Consider the following 26099-nt stretch of genomic DNA (forward strand, 5'->3'; position numbering starts at 1 on the left):
TCCGTTCCGTGCATCTTGCTTCATTTTTATAATAGATTCAAAATCTATTAAATCTTTACTTCATTAAAACTATTTTTTGTTGTCTTCATACCTTTGGGTTTCGGTAATTCCATACTTTTTTGCTTCCTGTCGTTTGTTTACCTTTCTTCTAACTTATTGATATCCCTATGATTTCGTACCATTATTATGATTAATCAAAATGATGTATGGATATTTTGCTTTGCAAAAATCTTTTTTTATTTCGCCCCGTGTGAGGAGATCGCTCACACTTTAGGGTAGAGTAGCATGCAACCAGTATACATATTGTTTAGAATAGACATGATAGACTCGATTATGACACTATATATTTCATGTCATTTATAGCTATCGTGCTGGTATCCAGTACCAACGCATTACAAAATTGATTCGTTTTATTCTGTAAAAAAGCAGTGCTGGTCTTGATGCAGTTGGTAGATTTGTATCTCACTTATTCCTATCACACTATAGTTTTCCTATTAAATTATAATTGTTTTTTATCGTGCAAAATTATAGATACTGAAATTGCTTTGTCCTCATACCTGCATAGAACATCTTATACAACATAATAATAGAACAGCCCCATTTCTCCTGATCGCAGAGAAATGGGGCTGTTCTTGCTCACTTTTTACTACTCATTTCAAACCTGATTTTATTGCAGATTTGTACGATCCGCATTTTATTTCACAGTGGTACATTATTTCGGGCCTGCATTGTTCTGAACGGTTCCCGGTACGCTGCCTGCGTCGTCTACAGTGTAGCTGTATGGGAATGAGGTGCCTGGGAAGGCTGCGCCCTGGGCGTTGGTTCCGGTGGTTTGGTTGTAGACGTTTTTGCGTTCGTAGAATTTGTAGCCATCGGAGCCACTATCTAAGCCGACCTGGTGGCTATTGTTCGTGCGGTAGAAGTAGTTGCCTTCTGAGAAAATGTTGCCGCCACTGCCGATTTGGGCTGCATTGTATTGTTCTTGCGGGAAGCCCTTGGAGTTTTTGCCGCTTGGCTGGGTGCTGTTATCGAAGTAGTTATTGTACATATGCACATAGCCGCGCAGCAGTGGACGACCCTTCATATTTGGCCCGAACCAGTTGTGGTGCAGGGTGACGTGTAATTTGCCGCCGCCATATTGATAGGAATCGTTTTTGTTAGATCCGATAATCATCGCAAGGCGCTCGGAAGCGAGATCCTGATTGGTGCCGACCCAGTTCCACAGTGGATTCGGGTTCATATTCAGCCAGCTATCGGTAAAGTAGAAATGGCTATTCGATACAGTCGCATAATCCGAGCCCTGTGAGATCAGGAACAGATCATCGCTGATATTGTACATGGTCACATGATCGACGAGAATATTGCTCGTGCGGCGGAAGGATACGCCGAGATAGTTGGTGCCGATTCCGCCAGGCTGGGTATCTGCACCGGATAGATTTTGCAGGTCTTTGATATTGCCGTAAAAGGTAATATTTTTGACGACTACATTTTCGATGTTCGTACCGGCAGGCAGCAGCTCGCCGCTGAACTTGATCTGGATATTTTGCAGCACGGCTCCACCACCTGGTGCGCCCTCAATGGTCGTATTATTCCACTGTGTGCTGGCAAAGGTAAATGTCTTGGGCTTCGTTCCCCCGTAAATATTGCCCTTGATCACAATATGATGCTTGCCTGCATTAAATGCATTTTCCAGCTCTTGCAGATTCGTTACCGTCACTGCGGCTTCATTGGAGCCATTAGCCGTCGCATAGCCACCTGTTGAGGCAGCATGAGCTTCATGTGTACCCGGGCCTGTCCATACGAGCGCAGACATTAGCGCAGTGCTGAGCAGTACAAGCTTGATCGGGGATGGAGCTTTGCGTGAAGACTTAGAAAAATGAATCATTGATATTCCTCCTTTATTTTTGCACACGTTAACATTAAGTTGTAAATCGTTTAGCTGTTTTAAATATGAACTCGCCACGGTGTTATCTTTTCATGGTGTTCACATCAACCATCATCGAAATTCATCCAAACAAGATGTATTCCACAACCTATCCACAAATTGTGCCCATATCAGTTACAGATAAACAATACAAAAGCCTATGTATTTTCCCTGTCCCCTTCCTGTATGGAAAATAATGACTATCAATAACTACACATCCAATTATAGATTTATATGCACATTTATTCTATATAAATAGACCGATATACAATATGAAGTGAATATCATACGAATATGCTATGATTCATTCCATCGATCAAACGCCCGTTTTGAATCCGCTTACAAAGTTAAATCTCGCTAACTACCGCCATAGCTTTATTTCTCTCTATGCACACTCATTTTACATACTATTAAATTCCCTTTCTAATAGCGATCACTCATCTGCATATTAGCATATGCTAATCCCTATAAAGTATAAAAATATAGATATTGCTATTCACCTATCAACGAAGTATCTGTATGATACAAAAAAATAGAGCAGCTCGTCTGCGGCAGCTGCTCTGAATCGTATATCTTTCCAGAAGAACTACGGCAGTCTGCTGCTCCCTGCACTTACTCTTGCTATCCTGCTACTTACAATTTCGTTACTTGCTATCCCGTTACTTACGATCTCGTTACCTACTATGACAATACGTGCTGCACCGTCTACCTATTGCTCCGACAGACTGTACATCAGCGTCACCGATCATGTTCAGAAGTGAAAGCCAACACGTCCCTCACTGTTATGCAGCCATACACCCTTACGGCTCTTATCCAGCTCACCGCGCAGACCTTGAATGACCTCATGCATATCCAGCTTGCCTTCTTCATGCCAGCGCAGGGCAGCTGATACGTACAGCTCGCCAAGCTGAGCAAAAGTAAAGCCTTCGGTCAGACGTGCCGCTTCAACCACCGTATCCTCACCTGCAAATTCATGCAGACGCTTGCGGCGGAAGTATTCCAGGCGCAGTTCTTCATCTGGCAAAGTAATCTCATAAGCCCGATCAAAGCGTCCCGCACGATTCATCAAGCCTGGATCAATCTTCTCCGGATAGTTGGTCGTACCGATCAGGAAGATCCCTTCCTTCGATGTCGCACCATCCAGTGTGTTCAGGAAGAAAGAGCGCGCTTCTGCTGGCATCGAATCGATATCCTCGATCACGAGCACCATCGGCATCATGCGTCCAGCCGCCTCGAATACCTCCTCGATCGACTCACTGCTCGTATATTCCGTAATCTGCCAGTACGCCACCGGCCCCGGCACGCTACCTGCAATCGATTTGACCAGTGTCGTTTTCCCGTTACCCGGGTGACCGTACAGCAGAATGCCGCGCTTGTACGGAATATCGTATTTAAGGTAAAAGCTACGATCCTCTTCAAAGAAGCGATCCAGCGAACGGTAAATGTCCTGCTTGATGCTCGCCGGCATAATCACATCATCACGTGATACCGCGCGGCTTACTGGCTCAAGTTGACGATTAATACCATGACGTCCATCGGTGAATACAGTCACCTTACGCAGACTTTGCTCACGCTGGCGTACACGCACATCGGCGAGAAACGCAAGCAGTGCTTCATCGTTAATCGCAAATACAAAGTCTTCATTTCCAATACCATGCTCGCGGAACACAGGCATACGTGCCAGTGCAATGCCTGATTTAGGGTAAACGAACACATTGTTTTTGATCGAGCGATGCACATCAAAGTCCGGCTCTGGCTTATCGCCGTCATATTCAAATGTCCATTCTTCCAGTCGATCATAGATGCGGGTCACATGCTCCACATCAGGGGATGCCTGACGCAGGTCTTCCTCCAGCAAGGTCCAATATTCCACATTCGGGTCCTCGCTCGCATACAAATGATAGGGAACGCCGTAGCGCTCTAGCAGCCGCTGCTCGATTCTTGCAATGATACGTGCATAATCGGCATAACGTGATGGCTGCTGTGAATTGTTCTCATCGTATATGATGATTGCGTCGTTCTGCACAGGGGCAGGATCGCGCAGTGTGTCTTTACTGGTACGGTAAATAGAATCCAAACCGTTACCCTCCTTTGTGAGTTAAATCATTTCATATCCATTCCAACGTATGTGTAACCATGTAGACAACGAACGGTTATCGTAACTGTGTATCGCCACTGTCTCCTTGCAGGGCGTGATTGAAATGAGCGGCATCGTCCAGCCTATAGAATGGAAGCAGTGATAGGCTGCAACCGATGCCGCCATGACAATGTTTAAACGGTACGATTTAATTATACGCCTTTGTCAGGCAAACATGTACTGATGCGAAATAAAGCGACGGATTAGTTCGTTCCCTTGATCGCTGCCAGTGGCTGACAACGAGCGACGACAGAGGCGAGTCCGGCTCCAGTCACACTTTCAATAATCTGATCCACGTCCTTGTAAGCCTGTGGCGATTCATCCAGTATGCTTTCCAGTGAACGCTGGTTCACCACAATCTCGTTGTCCGTGCCAACCTTGAGCGAGCTAGCAAATTCGTCTACTTTAACCAGACGCTTGGTTGCAGAGCGTGAACGTATACGTCCTGCACCGTGACAGATCGAATAGTAGTTCGATTCCCCACCAGGCTGACCGACCATAATATACGATGAAGTGCCCATCGAGCCTGGAATGAGCGCCGGATGACCGGTTTCCATATAAGGCTTTGGATTGCCGGGATGCCCTGCTGGCAGTGCGCGCGTTGCTCCTTTGCGATGAACGAACATCGCTTCCTCGCCGCTGTATTCAGACCAGGCATAATTATGCATCAGATCATACAATGTGCGTAGCTCACACTGATTACCGAACACATCGCGAAATGCTTCTCGAATCGCAAAGGCGATTAGGTGGCGATTCACTGTTGCATAATTAAGTGCGGAATACATCAGATTCACATAATGCTTCGCTTCTGGATGCGATAATGGCAGAAAGGCAAGTCTTGGATCGGCTGTACCGAGTCCTAAGCGTTGCATCGCTGCCAGCATCGCCGGATTGCTGTCCTGACTAATGGCACCGCCCCATGAGCGCGAGCCAGAATGGATCATCACGACAATTTGTCCATCGTACATGCCCCATGCTTCAGCAATAGCGCGATTCTCCTCGGCGATCTCCAGTGCTTGAATTTCAGCAAAATGGTTACCGCCACCGAGCGTACCCAGCTGGCGATGACCACGATGCCATGCACGATCCTGCACACCATTCAGCACATTTTCGTCAAATTGAAAACGGCTTTCCTCCACATGGGTTAATGATGTCGCGCGCTTCGGTGTATAGCTGTCCGGTACATATTTGCCCGGCAGTCCTTTCAGTCCATTACGCACTACATGCTCCAGACGCAGATCGGCAAAATGTCCGCGCTGCTGGGAGTCCATCGGCAAATACTTCTCAATCGTACGCACCAGCTTGCGGCGCAGCTTCACCTCGCGCAGATCATCACGGTGCAAATTGGTCAAATGTACACGCATCCCACAACCGATATCGCTACCGACGATGGATGGCGAAACGATTCCGTCGTCGTTGCCCCATACAGCAGTCGTACCGATACATGTACCGACGCCCACATGCACATCGGGCGTATAGCCCATATAGCGAATGCCGGGAATTTGCAGATTGTTATTGGCCATTTCAAATACTTTATAATCCAGTCCAGCAAATAGCTCTGGATTGGCATACACATTCAGGTCACCAGCAGGTAGCCGTACCTGATGAATATAAGAATCGTTGTTTGTTATCATAAAGGGTTATCCTCTTTTCTATACGTATCATCATCGGGAGCTGCCCATACATTGCGCAGTGTCGCACGAAATAGCTCATCCAGCTGATGATCGGCAATTCCGGTGCTTACTGGCATCTCTGTGGCACATCGCTCCATCTCGTGAATCATCTGGTCGATAAATTGCCGCACACGCGGCAGACTCGCTTCGACTCCATTTAAGTTACCACTACGCTTGCGCTGTAGCAGCGCATTCACATCATTTCTCAATGCTTCATCCTGAAGCCCATACTGAATCAGCGTGTCCATCGCTAGCGGTGGAAAGGTACGTTTGTCGTTAATCCAGCTACATGCGAGTAGCGGACGCAGCACGTACATATACTTTTTAATGCGTACCTGCTCACCTTGCAGATAGCTGCGGAAATTACTCTTTGCCATACTCAAGTAATGATACATGCATACCTTTGGTGAGAAGGCTTGCTCGCTCCACGTATGAAGCTGTGCGCTCCACTGATCATGCTCCATATACACCATATCCGAGCTTAACCATTCCAGTATGGACGGATTGGAGCGGCGAAACAGATTCAGTGCTTTCACAATGTCCCAGCCGTTCAGATCCAGTCCTGCATCAATCGGCTGCTCGATCACATCACGGCGCGTGAATATCGATAGATACCATTCTGGACGATGCACATAGATAAAGCGCACATCATAATCACTATCCGGCGCATCGCCTCCCCATGCACGGCTACCGGCTTCACACGCGTATAGCACACGCACATCCTCGCGTGCCTCAATGTCGCGAAGCTGATCCCTGATTCGTTGCTGCATGGTAGCGTCTATCGATCTCATGTTCACCACTCCTTTCCCTGTATCCTTATGCGTATTGGTAAAATCAAGCATGCTAACCAGCTCGTCATGGCTGCCAAGCTGCACGACTTCCTGTCTATTGATCATTTGCTTCGTAAATATCTAGCGTCTACTTCGTTTATATCTAGAATCCACTTCTTGTCTATTTATCATCTGCGTTATATTCCGTTATCGTTCTGATTTCAACAAAAAAAGCCGCAACCCCTCTTACGGGCTGCGGCTTGATGGTCGTGGCTCTATCTCTGTCGTAGCGAGAAAAGAGGCGATCCATTAGCTGAATACAACTGTAATTTTCAATAATACACCGAAGGATATAGCTGGAGCGAGGGCATCGCATAGAGCTTGTCGTATAGCGGTAACGATAGCATGGCATTCGCTAATCGTTATGTCGCTGATCATGGCGTGAAGTGTGGCTTGAGTGCGTTAACACTGTACCTACGTTCACACCATTGATTCCGATCACATCTCGTATGATCTACACGCTGTTACTCGTATTGCTCTTTTTGCCCATAAAAATAATCAGGCGCAATTGCTCACCTGATCCTCGCATGGTATGGCTATAAACCATACCCGTCAAGCTATAACTTCGATACACTGAAGATTATGTCGTCCGTTGGAGGCTAGAAAATATTGAACAGGAATATGCAGTTGTCAAATGGCAAGCTTGACTATCGTTGTGCTGATTGTCCGTTATTGGACGATCAGAATGCTGAATGTAACTCGTGATCGTATCCCAGGTCATATCTTCCAACCTCCCCTCATGTAAAATGTACCTCCATCATAACGACTTATTTTTCCAATTGTCAAATAAGAATAATAAAAAAAGGACTTTAGTCCCGAATTTCGTGTATAGTAATACTGAATGTAGCAAGCTATATTTTTGTATGACATTTGCTCTAAATAACCAGTATTTCATATTCTATTCATCTTCTTTTGCTAGACTGTTTCACTGGTGCAAGGTTGTCTTTATTGATAAACAGATCGAGGTGAATCCATGACAAAAGAGCGAATTAACGAATGGTCGCTGCTGCGGGGCTTATGCTTTCTCGCTGTCGTCATGCAGCACAGCATTGGAGAATATATTTATCGCAGTGATATTATGCCAGCAGATTCGATTATGCTGGGGATGCTGTATCACTTTACCCGCTTTGGGACGCTGACGTTTGTATTTTTGGCAGGAGCGATTTTGTTTTATCAGTATGGTGGGGGCAGATCGTATCGCCCTGTGCTATGGAAACGAATCGGTGATATTTATGTTCCATTTGTCGTCTGGACGATCATTTACTGGTTGACGGTGCGATTGAGCAATCATCAGCCGCTATTTTCTAAAGAAAGCGTATCGTCATTTTTCCAGCAGCTTATTGTTCCGACGAACGGCTATCATCTATGGTTCGTCATTATGATTTTTCAGTTTTATATGCTATTTCCGGCGTTTCGCTGGCTGGCTCGTCAATTCCGTACGCATGTGTTACAGCAGCATTCACCAGAGGAACAGCGCAAGCGCATCGTGGGCATGCTACTCGTGCTAGCTGTCGCCTATGGCTGGCTCATGTGGCTCTGTTATTATGTCCTTCCGTTCTGGGACGCAGGTGGAATCATGCAGACGCTGCTGAATTATCGTACTAGCGAATTTGGCTTTTATTTCTTTTACTTTATACTCGGTGCGGTCTGTGGCTCTGCGATTCAGACATGGCGCGAGACGATTCTACGTCTGCTACCGTGGACGACCCTCGTGTTTCTGGGCATGTATATCTGGCTCGGCTATGATCTGCTACGACACTCGAACGATGCGATCGATCTGAATGTATCGACCTATCTGAAGCCAACAACATTCATACTCGTCGTATCCCAAATGCTGCTTATGTACGGTCTGGCGATCCTGCTCTCTCGTCAGCAGCATGCGATTACACGCTTCCTGCAATGGTGTGGACGCTATTCATTTGGTGGATATCTGTCTCATGCGCTGATTCTAGCAGCTGTCGCCTCATGGACACGTAAGCTGGTGCTGACTGATCTGCATCTACTGACTACCGTTCTGACGTTTGCTATTGTCGCTCCAGCGGCGATTGCTCTGACCAGCCTGTTATCCCGTCTGCCCGGTGGACAATGGCTGACTGGCTCTGCGGGTAAACGTAAAAAGTCCAAGTCTACTCAAAGCACTTCACCGCATAGCGTGTTAGGTGCGAAGTGATGATCGTTGACGATAGGAGCTTATAGTAATACGATCATTCGCTCTAGCTGTCCGATCATAAAGTGTGATCGATGCAAGCACAGGAAAATAAGGCTGTTCATCGTGATGATAGATGGTGCTATCCTATTGTGCTACGCAACTGTACTCCATGCAAAAGACCCGATATCCGTTCCTCTCATGACAGAGAGATGGAGATATCGGGTCTTTTTCAGGCTTCTGCGCTTATGAATAGCTTATCGCAGGACTTGCCTGTAGCCGGGCTGGATTCGCATCGAGGCTTCCATAACCTACTACATCGGCAGACGAACAGAGAACTCTGTCCATTGCTCGTCGCTTTCCACCATGATGATCCCACGGTGCTTTTTCAATATTTTCGTTACGATCGCCAGCCCCAGACCGGAGTTTTTCCGGTTCAATGGCTTGGTGCTAAAGCCCGCTTCGAAAATCTGCTGCTTGAGCTTTTCGGGAATCGGGTTGCCATTATTGCCGACAGTAAAGGTCAATTGCTCACCGCGAATCTGTCCGGTTACGCGAACTAGCTTGTCAGGGTTTTCTGTTTCAAGCACGGCATCAAAGGCGTTATCGATCAGATTGCTGACAATTTTGACGAGCTCGGTCGATTTGACTGTTCCGAACTGTACTGACTTGAGATTAGCAATCTCGTATTCAAACTTGATTTTGCGATCATATGCCTGTGTCATTTTCGCCTGAATAAGCGCGGACATCGCTGGCAGATTAATATTGATGATCTGGTTCATCGCAATCGATTCACCGACCAGCTCCGCGGTATAAGCGGATAGATCATCATACTTTTTCATTTTGACGAGCAGCTGGATCGTATTCACATGGTTATTAAAATCATGTCGCTGCTCCTTGATCGAGTTAAACAGGGCATCGATATTTTCCAGATACACGTTTTGTACACTTTGTGCTACCGCTTCCGTACGGCGATTCAGCATCGCAATCACACCAAGCACAAGCGCGATAATGACCATCGTACAGAGCAGAATCGTGAGCGAGATCAGAATCAGCTGCTCGTTCAATCGCTGCTGTACCTCGGTCAGATCCGAGACGATCATCATGATCGCTGGATAGGTGAGTTCTACTGGAATGAACGTTTTGAGCACCTGCTTGTTATTATACGTCTCTGTTACTGAGAGGAGCTGATTCGTCCGGTTCACCTGACGTACATTGTCCAGATCGGTGCCATTTTTGTAGGAATAGTCATTGTTCAGCGTCTGATTCTCGTCATACCAGATCACACCACGCGAATTGTATTGCTTCGCCTGATCCAGGAAGATCGGTGGATTGAAAATAGAGATACCGAGCGTCTGGCGATTCGTTTCGCCATGCAAAATCTCGCGAATAACCGCTTCAACACCTGTATCCTGACGGTACTGTCGAACGGATTCATCATCCATATACACGCTAATGACATAATCGGTTGTTCCATCGTAATAGAAGCCTAGCTTTTCACTGATAGCGGAAGCATCATCATCGGAAGCGACCAGCGGTGCGCCCCAGAAGTTAGGCAGCTTTTGCCCGAGCTCTACATTCGGTTCCTGCTTGCGCAGCAATTGCTTAACTGCCTTGAGCCAATCATTACGCCAGTTGCTCCAGCGGTTCAGATCGTCCGGATCAGAGGAACGGACAGCGACCACCTTGTCCCCTTGCTGCTGGAACAGGGTGATACGGTCAACACCAATCTTTTTACCAAGACTGGCCAGCTGGTCATTCGTAATCGGTGACAAACGGCTTCCAAGCGTCGATTGTACCGCCTGTGCAGCCATACGTAAGTTTTCACCATTAAGGTTCTCCACGAACTCTTCCCCACTCTGGGACAGCTTAATCGAGGATCGAATCTGCTCGGCGATGACACGCATATTTTGCTCCTGTACAGCAATCAATGCACTGCGTGTCGAAAAGTAATAGGTCGTATTAACGATTAGCAATACAACAGCCATAATAACCAGTATATAGACAGTTACCGGGATCGGTTTGGGCAACAGGCTCTTGCGCTGTTTCATATTAGCAGTCTTACCCCCATTTATATCAGCACTTGAAAATGAATATGCGACGATAGGAAACCATGTCTGGCATTCGTATTTATGCATGGATAGATAAGTGCGTTAACCATTTTATCGACAAAGTTCGATGCTATTCTTCGATCATACCATGAACTTTGTCCCACTACATCGGATTTCCAAAAAATAATGCGATTAAATCCACGCTTCTATTAATTTCTGGAAAAGATGCCTAATATTTATTGTAACCGAGGTGGCTAAATAAATCCATAAAGAAAGACTCCGTTTGCACAATGAACATGCACGTCGGAGTCTTGAAACGGCTTATTGACGCACGAATAGGCTTCAATAAGCTTATTTTGCAGATGAATATAATACAGTCGCTTATGTATTTCTGAGCGCGAACACAGTACAACTCCACCTGTCTTTATGCTGATTCACTATTCTGTTATTCGTTCAGCACGCCACTCCAGGTACTGATTTTCCAGCATTTCCAGTGTACGCTCCGTATGCTGCTGGCGCTCAGCAAGCCAAACGAGTGAGTCGTCATCCTCGAAGATTGTCCACAGATCGGAGAACAGATGCTCTTGCAATGGAACAGGCTGACCCTGTAATCTGCCTTCTGCCCAGACGAGCCCTGCTGTTGTTCGGATCACAATCCTCATCCCATCCATCGTACGTGCCTTCTGTCCAAGCTGGATTACCGCCAGCAGCTGTGCAAGCGTATGCCACATCATGTGTACATTAACGCTCGATCAGCTTGAAATCGTCATAGTGGAAGCCTGGAGCGACCACGCATGATACGAATACCGGCTCATCGCCCAGAGGACGTGCCATCTGCCATACACCAGCCGGGATCAATACCTGCGGCATCTGCCCAGCCTCGATGTCCAGACCGAGGATGAATTTCTCCCCTTCTTCTGGATGCTCGCCACTTCCGCCCAGTGTCAGCTCCAGCGGGCTACCGGAATGGATCAGCCACAGCTCATCCGAATGGACTACATGCCAGTCAGACGTTTCGTCTGCATGCAGCAGGAAGTAGATCGATGTTGCAGAGAAGCGCGGGCCGGAGTATTGAGGTGGCAAAATGCTTTGCGGAATCTCGAACGATGCCTTCCACATTTCGCGATACCAGCCGCCTTCCTCGTGAGGCTTCAGATCAAGTGCAGCTACAAGTGGAGATAGAGGTAATTGAGTTTTCATAAAATAGACCTTCTTTCGTTATATAGTTATTGGGCGATAGAGCATGGATTACTGCTTTGCCGATGTTCCTTATTCCGCTGGCTGCGCGGCATGAATATTCGGCTCTGTGGATAATTGCACATTGCCTGCCAGCGCGCGTGAGATCATGCACGACTGCTCCGCTTTGTGCGCCAGTAATTCAGCCTTTTCCAGCTCCTGCGCTGTAGCATCGGCAGACAGTACAACATGCGGGCGATGGATAATTTCTTTATACGTAAAAATATTGTTCGTCACATCCACATTGCCCTGCGATTGCATAGTCAGCTGCTCTACTGTAATATTCGAGCGCTCCAGCATGGCTGCCAGTGTAATGATGTAGCAGGTCGCGGCTGCGCCCAGCAGCATCTCATCAGGATTCGTCCCTGTTCCTGGCCCGCCCATCGGTTGTGGAATAGAAATGACGGTATTCAGGTTGCCGGAAGAAATGGTGCCTTCGCTATTGCGTCCACCCTTCCAGTCGGCATCCAGTATAAATTCGTGAATCATGTAGGATCATCTCCCGAATAATATGTTCAGAGTCAGGCTCAAGACACCTGCCTTTATAACTTACTCTCTCACAACGATCATGGCTGTGTACAGGCATTAGTGTACCATATTCGGCTATATAATGTGCAGTCTCCGCATCCTGTCACCGCATCCTTCAAAGCAAAAACACCGCCCAGCCGGAACAAAATCCGGTAGCAGTGTTTGCCTTTATAATTCTTTGCGATTAAACCGTCTCATGCCCCATAGCAATAAGATTACGGTATAAATTACAGCATAGACGATAAAGCTACCTGAAACGACCTGTCCTAGCCCCATGCCAGCAGTCAGTGAAGAACCAACTTCCACCATCCCGGCGAGGTCATCGAACCCCAGCATAATCGCCATCATTTTGCGTTGTAGCGCATCGACGGGCATAAGGAACGAGATGATTCCAGTAATATTGTTCAATCTCTGATGTATATCCGGCTCCAAGCTCATGACAGACGTGAATTTCTCTACCATTCCGCCGAGCCAGCCTGCCCCGTAGAACATCGTCATAAATACACCGTTGCCCAGCGCGGAAAAAGCAGTTGAACCGAGCAAGCTCAGCGTAATTAGAATCGGCACAGCCATAGCATAGACGAGGAAAGACTGGATATGTACCATCAGATTACCCGGTACAAAGGTATGAATGCCAGTCACGATAATAATACATATATATAGCAGCAATGCATACAATACACCGAATGACACGTATCCGAGCCAGCGTCCGATATACCATTTCCAGCGTGGAATCGGACGAGTTAATGTCGCCTGCATAATGCCAATCTCCGCTTCACCGGAAATCGACGAGAACGAGCTGAAAATAACAAGAAACGCCAGAATAAAGCTACCAAAGAAAAAGCCAAGTGTCAGAAGTGTTGAGCCTTTCGCATACTGCGCAACCAAATCTACGGCGCCCGTAGGGGAAAGAGGAACATCCCTGGTTAATGTACTGGCGATAAACCAGAATAGTACCAGGAACAGGACGGTCATGACCAGCGTCATGAGCATCACCTTTTTGCGCAACAGTTCTTTCCACGTCATTCCAATAATCGTATTCATTCCTGTTCCCCCCGGTGGCTGAGTCCTGATACGGCTTCCATAAACCATTCCTCCAGCCGTTCCCGTACCGGATACACATAGTACAATGTCATCCCTTGATTAACGATTAGCGTTGTAATTAGACCCACCTGCTGCTCGTTATCAATGACCGCCTCCAGCCAGATTTCATCGCCCATGCTACCACCGTTTCTCTCGCCGTCAGGTAACGATTCTGCCCGATGTAGCTGTACGCCGCTCGTTTCGGTTAACCACGGCAAAATTTCGGGAGTGTAGCCCCCGATTTTGAACAGCCAGCGAGTTTGTGCATGCAGCACCTGTTGTACCGTACCGTGACGCAAAATTTCGCCGTTATTGAGCAGGGCGATCCGGTCACAAATATTCTCTACTTCCTCCAATAAATGCGAGTTAAGGAAAATCGTCTTCCCTTCCTGCTTGAGCTCACGCAGTAGTGTACGTACATCAAGCCGTCCAACCGGATCAAGCGCTGAAGACGGTTCATCGAGAAACAGAATCGGCGGATCCGCAACTAGCGCACATGCCAATCCAAGACGCTGCTGCATGCCTTTGGAATACTGTTTCACTCTGTCCTTGCCACGATTACCAATACCTACGCGATCGAGCAGCTCCGGTATGCGGCGCTCTGTTGTTTGCCTATCCAATCCGCACAATCGGGCATGCAGCCGAACCACTTCACTGCCAGTCAACCATTCCTGATAACGGTAAAGCTCGGGCAAATAGCCAATATGCCGCTTGGCAGCTACCGTTCCGATTGCATCGCCGAATAGCGAAGCGGTACCACTTGTTGGCGTAATCAGACCGACTAACATTTTGACGAGCGTGCTTTTGCCAGCACCATTAGGACCGAGGAAGCCAAAGGCTTCCCCCTGTCCTACGGTAATCTGCACATTTCGGCAGCCGCGGCCGTTATCGTACTGCTTGGTGAGATTATCGATATGAATAGCCGTTTGTGTCATGAGGCTGTCAGTTCCTTCACTTTGGCAATAATAGCATCTGTGTTGGCGAATACTTTGTCGCTACCTTCCAGTCTGAAATATTCACCGTCTTTGATCCAATAGGCGTTGTATATAGCATAATCATTATGTTCAGGGATATACGGGTATTCTTCGATGACAACCGGTATATCGTTAACCTTGACCAGTTTACTTGGCTGGTTAGACATAACCGGTAGCGGCAATTCGCCATTCAACACCTTTTGTTTTTCCAGCATACTTTTCACATCCTGTGGCACCAATGGCAGATCCGCTAGCGTTTCTAAAAGACGAGTAGGGTCTACTCCTTCATCAAATGTCACTTTTGGCACTCCCATTTGCTCCAAACTCGCCCAAATACGAGCTGGATTGCTGTCTGAATCAGACACGATCATCTGGTAGCGGATCGACTCAGGTTGGTTGATCGTAATGAGTTTGCCATTCATTTCTTCCGGCAATAACGTTGTCCCGCCCAGACGTGTAATCGCACTGTTCACAGCATCCGTATTCAGTTTGTAGGTTTCTGTTTGTGAGCTGGAGACATACACGCGATCCTCAAACTGCTTCAGCGCCGATGCGGAAAGAGCCTTGTATCCCAGCTTGCTGATCGCCTGACTGGCTGTCTGCTCGCCTACATAAGCACCAGTAGTCGATGAAAACGTACCAAATCGATTCATATCCTCAGTTGTTACACCTTTTTCATGATACTGATCGATCATATTGTTAATACCATTATCATTGATTGCTGTGAGCTCCTGCATACGGAACTCGTTCAGCAGCGATGCCAGTGCATTATTACCAAAAGGCGTGGCTAATACCGTACCTGCCACAACGCATGCGGCAATACCCGCTGTCCATTTACGAGCTTTGCTGCCGAAGCGGCGGGATTTGGTTTTTGTATTCGTCTGTTGGGGTGTATGGGATGATTGATGATTCATTGCATTCAATCCTTTCACATTCGATATTGGGGTGGGCTCCGGTGCGGATAAATCAGATACGGTCGGCTGGTATTCTTCCCATTGCTGCCAGTTTGGATGAGGTGCTTCATTGGCAAGCAGCGCCTGCATTTTCATCCAGGCTGCATCGGTGTCAGCACGATCAGCAGCCGTATCATTTCGAGCATCGTCAGCGGGACGGCGCTTCGTATCGTGTCGGTTGATAGTGTCATCGTTTCCTTGCATAGGATGTCTATTCACCTGCAACTTCCTCCTTTATTTGTATGGGTAAGCTTGAATACATATTGACTTGATCAGGTGGAATTCAGCATCTTTTTACGTAACTTGTTCGTTGCCCGATGAAGCAGTGTGCCTACGATCGGTGGTCTGAGCTGCAATTGCTCGGCAATTTCCGAATAGCTATAGCCTGAATACTTCATCAATAATGCCTGCTTATCTCGCTCGGGCAGCTGATCCAGCAATTCATGCAGTTCGGCTTGCTCCTGCTCTCGGATTACGGTTTGTTCTCCGTCCGCGGTGATGGACTCATTCAGATCATAATATTGCTCCTGCTTATTTTGTAAACGGCGTTCACGCGCCTTTTTATCCATATAGTCGTAAGCAATTCGGGTTAGCACGCGATGCAGCCATGCACCAATCGCCTCAAGCTGATCTGGCGGATTGCGATAGAGGCGGAGGAAGACCTCCTGCGCCAGATCGTCAGCCGCTGCTTCGTCACGAACCATTGCATTTAGTTTTCGTTTGACGCTGGGATAATGTTCATAAAAAATCTGTTTGAACTGTTCCGGCTCCGGTTTGTTCATCAAATGGATGCTCCTTTCCGCTGCAGCTATAAGAAAGACGGGCATGCCGCTGGATTTATATCACTTGTATTCAAATATTTTTATTTTTTCATTATGTATCCTGATATGGTATTCGATTGTACAGTGGTTCTATCGTACTTCAGGACTCCTTGCAAAGCGAGGCGTTACACTGTGCGATGTCCATTTTCCTATAGATGCTAGTTGGCGCCTCGCTCGATCTGTACCATTTTGAATGAAATAGGTATTTACACCCTGTAGAAAAGGCTACCCATCGGACATGAGATGGCTCCCAATCAGCATAATTATGATGGGCAACGCCAGAACGATTGGCTATAATGAGAATAGCTTCAGACCCTTCGGAGGTGATCGTATATGGATTGGCTCGAGGATTTTAGACCACAGCTTGAACGCCTGTTCCAGCAGGCGGAGAAACGGGTTCGCGCATTCCCTGCTCCGCTTCATGAGATAGGTCTTCGTTACCTGTCAGCATTCGACATTCGCACACGCGGTAGCACAAAAAATTATATTTGCTATCTTCTGCCCTTCTGGCTCGAACGCATGCTGTCGGCACGCCTCGAATCTTCCGCCTCAGATGCGCTCCTGCAAACCGCACGTCAAGCCGCACTTGGCAATGTGATGGGAATGCTGCACTTCTTCATTCAGGATGATCTGATGGATATGGCGCAGCAGCAAGCCGCTGAGGACGCGCCTGATATGCGTTCGCTCATTCCGCTCAGTCAGCTTCTTCACAGTGAATTCATTCAAGCGATGTCCGCTGCTACCAGCTCTCAGCATCATGATCAGCTATGGGAATATTATCAGGATCTGTGTGCAGAATGGGCTTCCGCAGTCTATGATGAGAGCGAATCGGATTATTTTCTCCAAGCCCGACATCGTGTTGCTGGCAAAGCCAGTCCTATCAAGCTATCCGTGATCATCATGATGCTGGAAGCGAATCTAGCTTCACAGCTACCTGCGCTACTGGAGCAGCTTGAACGCGTACTACTCGTCCTACAAATGAATGATGATGCAGCGGACTGGCGCGAGGATCTTGCATCCGGTAGCTACAATTGCCTGCTATCGCTCATTCGCCACGAATACGATGCGCTGGAGCAGCATGCAGATGAAGCACCGTCTACCCCTACTGTATTGACCGAGGTTCAGGTACAGCAAGCCATTTATGACCGTCATATTTTACAGCGCTATACCTCTATGGCTGCTGATAGCTACATAGCCGCAGATACCGCTTCGCTCAATCCCTATCTATCCCAGTTTCATGCTTATCTTATCCGTCAGCTAACACGCATGTCAGAGCAGGTTGAACAGCATCGTAGCCTATTGCTTCAGCAAGGAAGCATCTGGTATTATGCGAAGCTTTCCAACTGAAAACAACATGAAGAATATTACAAAAGTTGTGGATTTTAGGATTATTGCATGTTATAGTAATAGGAAAATATAACCATTTTGAGAGAGGGATGATGGGTATGTCTAGCCAAGCCGTTTTTCATACGCAGGTAATTCAGAAAGCATGGGAAGACCCACGTTTCATGGAGCTATTGAAAAGCAATCCCAAGCAGGCGCTACAGGAAATCATGGGAATCTCCTTTCCAGAGCATGTTAAACTGACAACCATCGAAGAAACACCTGAGGAATTGTATCTTGTCATTCCTCCAAAGCCATCTGATGTGGCTGCTTATTCTCGTTTGAAAACCGAGGCTTCCTGGTAAATCGTCAATCATCCTTTCCTTTCATCTTGTTCATACACAAGTTTCTCTGAAATTACATTTCACATTCATAACTGAATTAAAAAGTGCAATTCGTTAAAGAGACGGATTGCGCTTTTTTTATATGCAAGTGCGTCTTTTCTCCCTTGTGCGATGTTAATGGTTTGATTATTCTATTTATAAAAACGCTTACATTATTCTATGCAGCTCGTTTCTATCTATGTCTGGTATACGTAATTAAGGAGGCCTGCATTGATGAGTACCGAAATTATGCTGGAATATTACAATTTGCCGACGTTCTCACTTCGCTATGATCCAACGCTGGATGATAGCAAATGGACGCTGTTGTATGTGAATGCTACAGCGAAGACGGCTTCGTCCACTCATATGGATAGCTATGGACAGATGTATCTGATGGCGCCCGGCAAGCTACGTCAGGAATTGCTGCAATCCGTCGTTGCCGCAGCTAGCGGTATATGCTGTCAGTTTACCGCCTATTCCCAGTGGTCGATCTGGCTTCATAGACTGCAAACAACGGATTCCCAGCAACCCCTTCAGATCGCAGATCGCAAGCTAGGTCAGCAGATCGAGTATGGATTGGAGCGATTGATGGAATATGGTGAACATGCCGAGCATCCAGGCTATCGACAATTGTCCTTTCATTTGCTGAGTGAGCTGCTGCTATTGCTTACTGTGCATGAACAGCCTGCATTGCAAAATAACTCGGATTCACGGATCGAGGAGGTGCTTCACTATTTGCAGGAGCATTATGCTGAGGATATTCGGATTGAGCAGCTTGCCCAGCTGGTCTGTCTCTCTCCTTCACGGCTGTCCCATCTGTACAAATCGCATACCGGTGAGACGATTATGGATACGCTCATTCGTCTAAGACTGGAGCGTGCACAGCATCTGCTCGCCTCCACCTGTCGGTATGTGGGTGAGATTGCGTATGAGGTTGGATTTAACTCGCAAACGTATTTCACCTGTAAATTTACACGTCATTTCGGTATTAGTCCTTCGCTATATCGCAGCAGCCTGAATCCGTCAGGTGGCTGTGCTTCTTCTTCGTAACTTTTTTCTAATCAGCTGGCTGGTACCGTTACCAGATCATCGACGTAAACGAGTGAATATGTAGCAAGCACAACTCTGAGCAGTTAGAAAAGGAACAAAGTCGCCGCCTATTGAGATAGGATGCAGGAGCTGTCAGAGCGTTTATTTTACACTCAGGGCTTGGTACGGTACTTTGATATGTAGAATAATGAGTCTGGATAATAGGGTATCGAGGCAGAGTGTAGATGTGTAGATGTATAGAGAAAGCTTATTATTCAGCAGATACGATAAATAGGCTCTTACCATGGTATGAAAATACCAGGTAAGAGCCTATTTGAGCGATTGAGAGTAGTACGCTGCGGGATTTCATTGTAGCGTACTCCTCTTATCGCTTATTTTGTATCGCTTTATTCATACTTCTTACATGCTTCTTATTTTAGATCAGACGTTTCATTTCAGACGATTCATCTTGTACTGCGTATCTCTTATTTCATGGCTTACTTCGCAGCGCCACTGCTATCCATCTGCGTTTTATACGCATCCAGCTGACGTTGCAGCTCTGCCATCACTTTATCATAGCCAGCCAGCTTCAGCTTGTCGCGGAAGTCCTGCACAGCCTGTGTTGGGTCGCCTGCTTTACCATAGGTGATCGCTGGGCCCATTTCGGCTGTCACCTGCGAAATCGCGGTCAGCTCCGATTGAACATTCGTATTATCGAACACGAATTGTCCGTAAGGATATGGCTTTTTGATTTTGTCGTACTCGCTGTACAGCGTGTCGATCTTATCCCATGTGGTGTCACTTGGAATTTCGAATTTATCCATGCGGCCTGCCCAGAAGTCGGAGTAGAAGCCGTCTTTTGTTTCATCATAGCCATCTGGCAGTGTACGCTTACCGTCTTTGATGACATATTGTGTACCTTCGATACCATAGTTCAGCAGTTGATAGATTTCTTTGTTATTACGCATCAGGTCATATGCCATCAATGCGCGCTCTGGATTTTTGCTATGCGCGCCCAGTGCTACACCGCCGTGCGTGATTGGCATTTCCAGCAGGTTGCCACTTTGACGGGAGAATGGGAACATTTGCAGCTCAGAGCCAGGTTGCTTTTTGTCCATTTGTACACGCAGACCGGAGAAGGTCTGGGTATGGTGTTGATCCATACCAGTTTGACCCGCTTGCAGTGCGGTACGTGTATCGTTTTTGTTGTTCAGTACATCTTCGCGCCAGTAGCCATTGTCTGCCCACTGCTTCATCGTTTTCGCAAAATCAAGGAAGGTATCGTCGAAAACAGGGCTGACTACAGTGTAGCGCTCATCATAGGATTTGCCAGCAAATACAGGCAGATAGCCGGTAGAGATTGGCAGCTCCAGATTTTGCGTATGGGATTGTACCCAACCGCCGAAGATGCTGTCACTTGCCTGCACATCCCAAGGAATTACGCCAGGCTTATTGTCCTTGATCCATTGCAGATACTTACCGATTGTATCCCAATCCTTGATTGGCTCGGTAATGCCAGCTTGCTTCGCCCAGTCGCCACGATAGAAGAAGCCGTGGTTAATCCATTGCGTGTAATCGTTTTCAGGGATAAGTACAATTTTACCGTTATATTTACTTTGCGCCCAATCTTCCTGTGGAATCGATTTCCATGTTTCTGGCGCATATTTTGGCAGCAGATCATCCAGTGGCATAAATGCACCGCGTTGTGCATTGCCCCATGTATCGAGCCAGTCAGTACCGATCGTGACGAGATCGACCGGTTCACCGGAAGCGAGCAGCAGATTGTATTTGGTTTGCCAGTCTGCCCATTCTACCCATTTCCATTGTACATTGGCATTGATCTTTTCCTTCATAATCGCGTTAACTTTATCCATTACCTTTTCAAACTGACCGTTTTTCGGCTTATCTCCGAGCGCTACAAAGGTAACTGTAACGAACTGGGACTTGTCATCTCCGGCGCTGCTGGAGCTTTTGCCACCACATGCTGCGAGCGCGAATACCATGATGCTTGCGAGCAATGCGGCGATCCACTTACGGTATTTCCACATACATTAACCCCCCATGAGTTGTTGGTCTGAATGCGAAATCGGCGGTATGCCTACTAGCCATACCTGTGATGCAGTATCTTCCTCATCTCATCTATATGCCGTCCTATGAAAAGCTGTCCCTCCATAGAGCGACGGAAGCGTTCAGCCCTTAACGGCACCGACCGTGATTCCCTTGATAAAATAGCGCTGCACGAACGGGTAGAACAGAATTACCGGCCCGGTCGCAACGACTGCTGTTGCCATCTTCATCGTCTCCAGCGGCACATCGCTCATCGACACATTTGACGAGGCAGCAGAGTTACGAATAAAGTCGGCACTGGTGACCACGTTATACAGGAATAATTGCAGTGGACGATAGTCCATATCTGGCGATAGGAACAGCATCGCATTGTACCATTCATTCCAGTAGCCCAGTGCGATGAACAGCCCGATCGTCGCCAGTGCAGGCGTCGACATCGGCAGGATCAAGCGCAGGAAAATCGTAAAGTCGCCTGCTCCATCAATTTTCGCTGATTCGGTAATCGCATGCGGAATAGAACGAACAAAGCTTTTCATCATAATGATCAGAAATGGACTGAGCAAGCCAGGCAGCAAGACTGCCAGATAATTATCCTTCAGCTCCAGGTACTGGGTGATCAGCAGGTAAAACGGCACCAGACCACCGGAAAACAGGGTCGTGAAGTAGATAAAGAACGAAATTTTATTCCGATACGTAAAATCTGGACGCTGTAACGCATAGCCAGTCATCGCTACGATAAACAGACCGATAATCGTACCGACGACAGTTAGTCCAATCGTAACGAGATAAGAACCGATAATCAGCTTGGGATTCTCAAATACAATCTGGTAAGCAAAGGTACTAAATTCATGCGGCCAGATCGTAAAACCGAACTTTTTCACCGAGGACTCACTCGTAAAGGACGTTCCGAGAATGAGTAGAAACGGCAACAAACAACAGATCGCAAATGCACCGATGACGATATAACCGAACCAGCGTACAATGACCTCACTCGCATCGGAGCGGATACGTGCCGGACGCGGCGTGTTGCCTCCGATCAGATCGCTTTTGGCATTCATGTCCATACCGGTCACCTCCTAGAATAGTGAGTTTTCAGGCGATACTTTTTTGATAATCCAGTTGGCTGTCAGAACGACGACAAAGCCGAATACCGACTGGTACAAGCTGACCGCACTACCCATTGAGAAGTTGAAATTCGTCATCAGGGAGCGGAATACATACGTTTCAATAATATCGGTGCTGGCGTACAATGCCGTGTTATTCGCACCGACCAGGTTATAGAACAAGCCGAAGTTCCCTTTGAGAATACCTCCGAGTGAGAACAGCAGCAAAATGATAAACGTTGGCTTGAGCCATGGAATAACGATATGGATAATACGCTGGAATGCATTGGCACCATCGATCTCTGACGCTTCCACAATTTCACTATCCAGACCCATGATGGCAGCAAAGTAGACAATCGAACCATATCCTGTCGTTTGCCACAGGTACGTAATGACGATGATGAATGGCCACAGACTTGGCTCGGAATACGCTTTGACTGGATTCAGTCCGAGCGATGCCAGCACATGGTTCAGCAAGCCGTAATCATAGCTCAAAATGTTGTAAGCGAGCAGACCGACCAGAACCGCCGAGATAAAGTAAGGCAGGAACATCAGCGTCTGAGTTACCTTTTTGAACCATTTTTTACGGATTTCATTCAGCAGGATCGCTACCGTAATCTGGGCAACGTTACCGATCAGAATGAAAGCTGCATTGTAGGCGATGGTGTTGAACGTCAGTCTCCACAGATCACCTGTCATGACGAGGAACTTGAAATTGTCCCAACCGACAAACGGACTGCTGAAAATACCGTCGGTATAGTTGTACTTGACGAAGGCAAGGTACAATCCGGGCATAGGCAAGTACGCGAAGATGCAGAAAAACAAAATCGCAGGCAAGCACATCAGCAGGAGCATCCGGCTGTTTTTGAACGTTTTCCGCTTGGTGCGCTTGGCGCGTACTGCTGGGATCGACTTGGCTGTATCCAATGAACATTCCTCCTTTGTGCTTCGTTCGCTTGACCGGCAAATGGAGTTTCTTACGCTGCCGGGACAACACGATGGTTTACCCTTTTATTGTAAGCGTTTTCTTAATGTATGTTATTACACGATTCTGCTATTCCCTTTTAATATTCTGCTATATTTTGTGCTTTTCCAGTCAAATAATATAAAAAAACCGCTCTTACCTGCCGTCAGTCGCCTGTTTTACACAGGCTCGACCAACGGAAAAGTAAGAACGGCTTCGGTTCCTTCCCCTTTTTTGCTATGAAATTCCAGTTGACCACCCATCGCTTCAATGATACGGAAGGTGACCATAAGCCCCAGCCCGGTGCCCTTGGTTTTGTTGGAAAAGTACGGCTCACCAAGTCGTGCTAGCTCCTGCTCATTCATGCCCGCACCGTTATCACGGATGCTAATGATGATGTGTTGCTCCTCCTGCCAGGCTCGAATCGTAACCTGTCCTTCATTACGCAGCGCTTCAATACTGTTCTTAATCATATTGATGCAGGCTTGCTTGAACTTGGAGGAATTGCCGCGAATGTGCAGACCATCTGGAATATTGATCGCTAGCGTACCACCCTGTAGGCTGGCGAGCGGCTGCATAATATTTTCGATATGCGAAAATTCTTCCTTGAGATCCAGCAGATCAATCTTATCGAACTGCGGCTTGGCAAAAGTCAGAAAGTCCGTGATGATATCAGATGCACGATCCAACTCATCCAGTGCCATTTTCAAATGCTCGCGTCCCTTATCGTCCGTGTTCATACGGGTTAATTGCAGGAAGCCGCGCGTCACCTGAAGCGGATTGCGTACCTCATGCGCTACTGATGCCGCCAGCTCGCTAATCATATCCATCTTCTCCGAGCGTTGCAGCTCATTATTGAACAGCTCCAGCTGACGTGAATACTCAATCGCCTGCCGCCGATTCTCAGCAAAGATACGTCCCATAATCGCAATGAGCGCAATAACGAAGAAGATCACGCCCCATTTCCACAGCACCAGCTTGTAATCGCCATCCTGAATATAGAACCAGATCAGCTCAAAGCCGGTAATCAGTGCAAACACAGAAAAGCCCGCTGCAAAAATCTGTGCCGCTCGATTACGATTCATCGCAAAACGCAGCGTCATAACTAGGAACATGATCAGACCGATAAGCATAAACACGCCAAAAATCAGCACGGTCATCACATAATAAATTTTAAAATAACGATCATGGGTAAGTGCGTTGCCAATCAGGGCAAGCAGACAGAGCGCCGAATAGATATATTGCGCCTGCTTCATCCGGTGAATGAGCCCACGGTAACCCTGACCGAACACACTTTCAAAAAACTCATAAAATGCAGGAACAAGCACGAACAGACTAATATCAAACAATAACGTATATACTCGATCCCCATACGGATAAAACGTAAACAAAAAGGGCGAATACGTGACCACAAGCAAGCCAAGCGCCAAAATAACAACACACAGACTAAGCCACATTCGCCTTGCCTGTCCCTCCAAAAAGAACGAGCAAAATGCCATAATGAGCGCGACCAGTACAAATGAGAAGCCGATCACCACATCCGTCAGATCGGAGCTGACATACGCAGTCAAAATATCCTGATAATCGCCGATCAGAATGCCTTTCGTTAATCCAATCTTCTCCCGTGCCGATTCGACCCAGATATAGACCATTTTGTACGAATCATCTCGGGTCAGTGGTAATAATAGCTGGTTCTGCTCATACGCATAGCCGCGTCTGGACTCATAGATTTTGTTATCATCCAGATACACGATCACATGCTTACCCTGTAATTCACGAATGAGCAGACCGGAGGTATTCCAGTTCAGCTCCGGCAACGGAATACGAATCCATGCGGAAGAGCTATTCACCGGCTTGCCATCCTTCATTAACTGAGATGATGTCCAGTAGGCATTCTGGTCATCATTCCACGGTTTCGCGGTAAATGTATTTTGTGCTTGCCAGCGTACCTGCCAGTAATCGATACGCTGAAACTTCTGATCCTCACGCGTATTTGTAGACAGCGACAGGGCAAGCAAACCGACAATCATGATCAATAAAAATAGTACAAACGCCTTGGACATGGTTTTCATGGAGCACCTCATTATCAGTCAGTCTGTCCAGCAGCCAGCTTTATTCAGGTGGGCGACAGAGCCACCAATATATCGTCCTTCAAATTATGTATCTATGTATGCAGCTTAGAATCGTTAAATCCCACAACCTCTATTATACTGCGTCCATTGTGGGAGGAACACTACTAAATTCCTAGTCTCTACCAAATCAACTGTGTTTGTCCATTTTTAGAACGAGGGGCGGCTGTCCACTTGTACCGAATCGGCTGTTTGGTGATCGGATAGGACGGGTAAGCTCCAGTAGGGAGGCATATTGCCCTCCAAAATCCGTAAAGGCAAGGAGCTGATCAACATGGCAGACAAGAAGCATTATGATGATGTGTTCTGGAAGACACGGGACACCCTGCTGGATGACGAGGATGCCCAGCCTGTGGATGAGGAGCTGGAAGCCGAACTGCCGCGCGATGCGGAGCTTGCGGTCATTCATCCAGAGAGATTGGACGAGCCGATCATTCATACGATTGTCGATGAAGAGGATTCGGATACCCATCCACAGGCAGACCCGGAAGACGAGGCTTCTGATGCGAGTCAGGTTACAGATCGGGTGCCAGGGGATGACCCTGAATGAATCGTCATGATGCAATAGAGTGGTATCGTTGTGTCTGATAGGTATCCATGAATAAGCTATGATGAATAGATGTTGGATTTTAGCTTATAGCAACTATTCCGACAAGCAATACGAGCAAAGGCTCAGTAAGGCTACGGGCAGATTTTTAATTTTGGACTTTGGATTTTACATCTACAATCAATTTTTATGCTTACA

21 protein-coding genes are annotated in these 26099 nt (G+C 47.1%); 5 read left to right on the forward strand and 16 right to left on the reverse strand.

All coding sequences use genetic code 11. The features are described from left to right. Positions 1-712 precede the first annotated feature (712 nt). From SK066_RS18580 to SK066_RS18595, 4 genes are all read right to left on the reverse strand, one after another. Positions 713-1885 carry a pectate lyase family protein gene (locus SK066_RS18580; protein WP_320542584.1) on the reverse strand — a complete coding sequence of 391 codons (1173 nt, stop codon included), beginning with the start codon at positions 1883-1885 and terminating at the stop codon, positions 713-715. Between the two features lie 790 nt (positions 1886-2675). Further along, the gene (locus SK066_RS18585; RefSeq protein WP_320544924.1) at positions 2676-3950 is read right to left on the reverse strand and encodes an ATP-binding protein; all 1275 of its coding nucleotides are present in this window, start codon (positions 3948-3950) and stop codon (positions 2676-2678) included. A gap of 314 nt (positions 3951-4264) precedes the next feature. After that, complete coding sequence (locus tag SK066_RS18590; RefSeq protein WP_320542585.1) at positions 4265-5695, reverse strand: RtcB family protein; 1431 nt, start codon at positions 5693-5695, stop codon at positions 4265-4267. After that, positions 5692-6525 carry a nucleotidyltransferase domain-containing protein gene (locus SK066_RS18595; RefSeq protein WP_320542586.1) on the reverse strand — a complete coding sequence of 278 codons (834 nt, stop codon included), beginning with the start codon at positions 6523-6525 and terminating at the stop codon, positions 5692-5694. The genes SK066_RS18590 and SK066_RS18595 overlap by 4 nt, the downstream gene beginning before the upstream one ends. Before the next feature lie 1012 nt (positions 6526-7537). Between SK066_RS18595 and SK066_RS18600 the strand changes: the two genes are divergently transcribed. Then, positions 7538-8734, forward strand: a complete 1197-nt coding sequence (locus SK066_RS18600) for an acyltransferase (RefSeq protein ID WP_320542587.1) — start codon at positions 7538-7540, stop codon at positions 8732-8734. 290 nt (positions 8735-9024) lie between these two features. On the opposite strand, the gene SK066_RS18605 is transcribed toward SK066_RS18600, so the two are convergent. From SK066_RS18605 to SK066_RS18640, 8 genes are all read right to left on the reverse strand, one after another. Continuing rightward, positions 9025-10761 carry a sensor histidine kinase gene (locus tag SK066_RS18605; RefSeq protein ID WP_320542588.1) on the reverse strand — a complete coding sequence of 579 codons (1737 nt, stop codon included), beginning with the start codon at positions 10759-10761 and terminating at the stop codon, positions 9025-9027. A 437-nt stretch (positions 10762-11198) separates the two neighbouring features. After that, a complete protein-coding gene (locus SK066_RS18610; protein WP_320542589.1) occupies positions 11199-11495 on the reverse strand; it encodes a hypothetical protein in 297 nt (98 codons plus the stop codon). 7 nt (positions 11496-11502) lie between these two features. Then, a complete protein-coding gene (locus SK066_RS18615; protein WP_188773432.1) occupies positions 11503-11961 on the reverse strand; it encodes a cupin domain-containing protein in 459 nt (152 codons plus the stop codon). A gap of 69 nt (positions 11962-12030) precedes the next feature. Next, the gene (locus SK066_RS18620; protein ID WP_320542590.1) at positions 12031-12486 is read right to left on the reverse strand and encodes an OsmC family protein; all 456 of its coding nucleotides are present in this window, start codon (positions 12484-12486) and stop codon (positions 12031-12033) included. A gap of 207 nt (positions 12487-12693) precedes the next feature. Then, the gene (locus SK066_RS18625) at positions 12694-13569 is read right to left on the reverse strand and encodes an ABC transporter permease subunit (protein ID WP_320542591.1); all 876 of its coding nucleotides are present in this window, start codon (positions 13567-13569) and stop codon (positions 12694-12696) included. Beyond that, entirely contained in the window at positions 13566-14543 is a 978-nt protein-coding gene (locus SK066_RS18630; protein WP_320542592.1) for an ABC transporter ATP-binding protein, read from the reverse strand. The genes SK066_RS18625 and SK066_RS18630 overlap by 4 nt, the downstream gene beginning before the upstream one ends. Next, complete coding sequence (locus tag SK066_RS18635) at positions 14540-15754, reverse strand: hypothetical protein (protein ID WP_320542593.1); 1215 nt, start codon at positions 15752-15754, stop codon at positions 14540-14542. The genes SK066_RS18630 and SK066_RS18635 overlap by 4 nt, the downstream gene beginning before the upstream one ends. 53 nt (positions 15755-15807) lie before the next feature. Then, positions 15808-16317 carry a sigma-70 family RNA polymerase sigma factor gene (locus SK066_RS18640; protein WP_320542594.1) on the reverse strand — a complete coding sequence of 170 codons (510 nt, stop codon included), beginning with the start codon at positions 16315-16317 and terminating at the stop codon, positions 15808-15810. Positions 16318-16689: 372 nt separating this feature from the next. On the opposite strand from SK066_RS18640, the gene SK066_RS18645 reads away from it, so the two are divergent. The 3 genes from SK066_RS18645 (at position 16690) to SK066_RS18655 (ending at position 19112) form a co-directional block, all read left to right on the forward strand. Then, on the forward strand, positions 16690-17703 hold the full coding sequence (locus SK066_RS18645; RefSeq protein WP_320542595.1) for a hypothetical protein: 1014 nt from the start codon (positions 16690-16692) through the stop codon (positions 17701-17703). Positions 17704-17801: 98 nt separating this feature from the next. Continuing rightward, positions 17802-18044, forward strand: coding sequence for an NHLP leader peptide family RiPP precursor (locus SK066_RS18650; protein ID WP_188773425.1), 243 nt, complete (start codon positions 17802-17804; stop codon positions 18042-18044). 252 nt (positions 18045-18296) lie between these two features. Further along, entirely contained in the window at positions 18297-19112 is an 816-nt protein-coding gene (locus SK066_RS18655) for a helix-turn-helix domain-containing protein (RefSeq protein WP_250342967.1), read from the forward strand. A gap of 476 nt (positions 19113-19588) precedes the next feature. On the opposite strand, the gene SK066_RS18660 is transcribed toward SK066_RS18655, so the two are convergent. The 4 genes from SK066_RS18660 to SK066_RS18675 all read right to left on the reverse strand — a co-directional run bounded on the left by SK066_RS18660 (position 19589) and on the right by SK066_RS18675 (position 25297). Continuing rightward, positions 19589-21139, reverse strand: coding sequence for an ABC transporter substrate-binding protein (locus tag SK066_RS18660; RefSeq protein WP_320542596.1), 1551 nt, complete (start codon positions 21137-21139; stop codon positions 19589-19591). A gap of 141 nt (positions 21140-21280) precedes the next feature. Continuing rightward, positions 21281-22216 carry a carbohydrate ABC transporter permease gene (locus SK066_RS18665; RefSeq protein ID WP_373289079.1) on the reverse strand — a complete coding sequence of 312 codons (936 nt, stop codon included), beginning with the start codon at positions 22214-22216 and terminating at the stop codon, positions 21281-21283. 18 nt (positions 22217-22234) lie between these two features. Continuing rightward, positions 22235-23188 (reverse strand): ABC transporter permease, encoded by a 954-nt coding sequence (locus tag SK066_RS18670; protein ID WP_188773421.1) that lies wholly within the window; start codon positions 23186-23188, stop codon positions 22235-22237. Between the two features lie 216 nt (positions 23189-23404). Beyond that, positions 23405-25297, reverse strand: coding sequence for an ATP-binding protein (locus SK066_RS18675; protein ID WP_320542597.1), 1893 nt, complete (start codon positions 25295-25297; stop codon positions 23405-23407). 331 nt (positions 25298-25628) lie between these two features. On the opposite strand from SK066_RS18675, the gene SK066_RS18680 reads away from it, so the two are divergent. Beyond that, positions 25629-25904 (forward strand): hypothetical protein, encoded by a 276-nt coding sequence (locus tag SK066_RS18680; RefSeq protein WP_320542598.1) that lies wholly within the window; start codon positions 25629-25631, stop codon positions 25902-25904. Positions 25905-26099 lie beyond the last annotated feature (195 nt).

Source organism: Paenibacillus hunanensis, from assembly GCF_034055775.1.
Classification (GTDB): domain Bacteria; phylum Bacillota; class Bacilli; order Paenibacillales; family Paenibacillaceae; genus Saccharibacillus; species Saccharibacillus hunanensis.

Excerpts from the sequence above, each read along its gene's own strand:
- SK066_RS18580 (WP_320542584.1), bottom strand. The coding sequence starts at position 1,885 with ATGATTCATTTTTCTAAGTCTTCACGCAAAGCTCCATCCCCGATCAAG.
- SK066_RS18590 (WP_320542585.1), bottom strand. The coding sequence starts at position 5,695 with ATGATAACAAACAACGATTCTTATATTCATCAGGTACGGCTACCTGCT.
- SK066_RS18595 (WP_320542586.1), bottom strand. The coding sequence starts at position 6,525 with ATGAGATCGATAGACGCTACCATGCAGCAACGAATCAGGGATCAGCTT.
- SK066_RS18600 (WP_320542587.1), top strand. The coding sequence starts at position 7,538 with ATGACAAAAGAGCGAATTAACGAATGGTCGCTGCTGCGGGGCTTATGC.
- SK066_RS18605 (WP_320542588.1), bottom strand. The coding sequence starts at position 10,761 with ATGAAACAGCGCAAGAGCCTGTTGCCCAAACCGATCCCGGTAACTGTC.
- SK066_RS18610 (WP_320542589.1), bottom strand. The coding sequence starts at position 11,495 with ATGATGTGGCATACGCTTGCACAGCTGCTGGCGGTAATCCAGCTTGGA.
- SK066_RS18615 (WP_188773432.1), bottom strand. The coding sequence starts at position 11,961 with ATGAAAACTCAATTACCTCTATCTCCACTTGTAGCTGCACTTGATCTG.
- SK066_RS18620 (WP_320542590.1), bottom strand. The coding sequence starts at position 12,486 with ATGATTCACGAATTTATACTGGATGCCGACTGGAAGGGTGGACGCAAT.
- SK066_RS18625 (WP_320542591.1), bottom strand. The coding sequence starts at position 13,569 with ATGAATACGATTATTGGAATGACGTGGAAAGAACTGTTGCGCAAAAAG.
- SK066_RS18630 (WP_320542592.1), bottom strand. The coding sequence starts at position 14,543 with ATGACACAAACGGCTATTCATATCGATAATCTCACCAAGCAGTACGAT.
- SK066_RS18640 (WP_320542594.1), bottom strand. The coding sequence starts at position 16,317 with ATGAACAAACCGGAGCCGGAACAGTTCAAACAGATTTTTTATGAACAT.
- SK066_RS18645 (WP_320542595.1), top strand. The coding sequence starts at position 16,690 with ATGGATTGGCTCGAGGATTTTAGACCACAGCTTGAACGCCTGTTCCAG.
- SK066_RS18650 (WP_188773425.1), top strand. The coding sequence starts at position 17,802 with ATGTCTAGCCAAGCCGTTTTTCATACGCAGGTAATTCAGAAAGCATGG.
- SK066_RS18655 (WP_250342967.1), top strand. The coding sequence starts at position 18,297 with ATGAGTACCGAAATTATGCTGGAATATTACAATTTGCCGACGTTCTCA.
- SK066_RS18660 (WP_320542596.1), bottom strand. The coding sequence starts at position 21,139 with ATGTGGAAATACCGTAAGTGGATCGCCGCATTGCTCGCAAGCATCATG.
- SK066_RS18665 (WP_373289079.1), bottom strand. The coding sequence starts at position 22,216 with ATGAATGCCAAAAGCGATCTGATCGGAGGCAACACGCCGCGTCCGGCA.
- SK066_RS18675 (WP_320542597.1), bottom strand. The coding sequence starts at position 25,297 with ATGAAAACCATGTCCAAGGCGTTTGTACTATTTTTATTGATCATGATT.
- SK066_RS18680 (WP_320542598.1), top strand. The coding sequence starts at position 25,629 with ATGGCAGACAAGAAGCATTATGATGATGTGTTCTGGAAGACACGGGAC.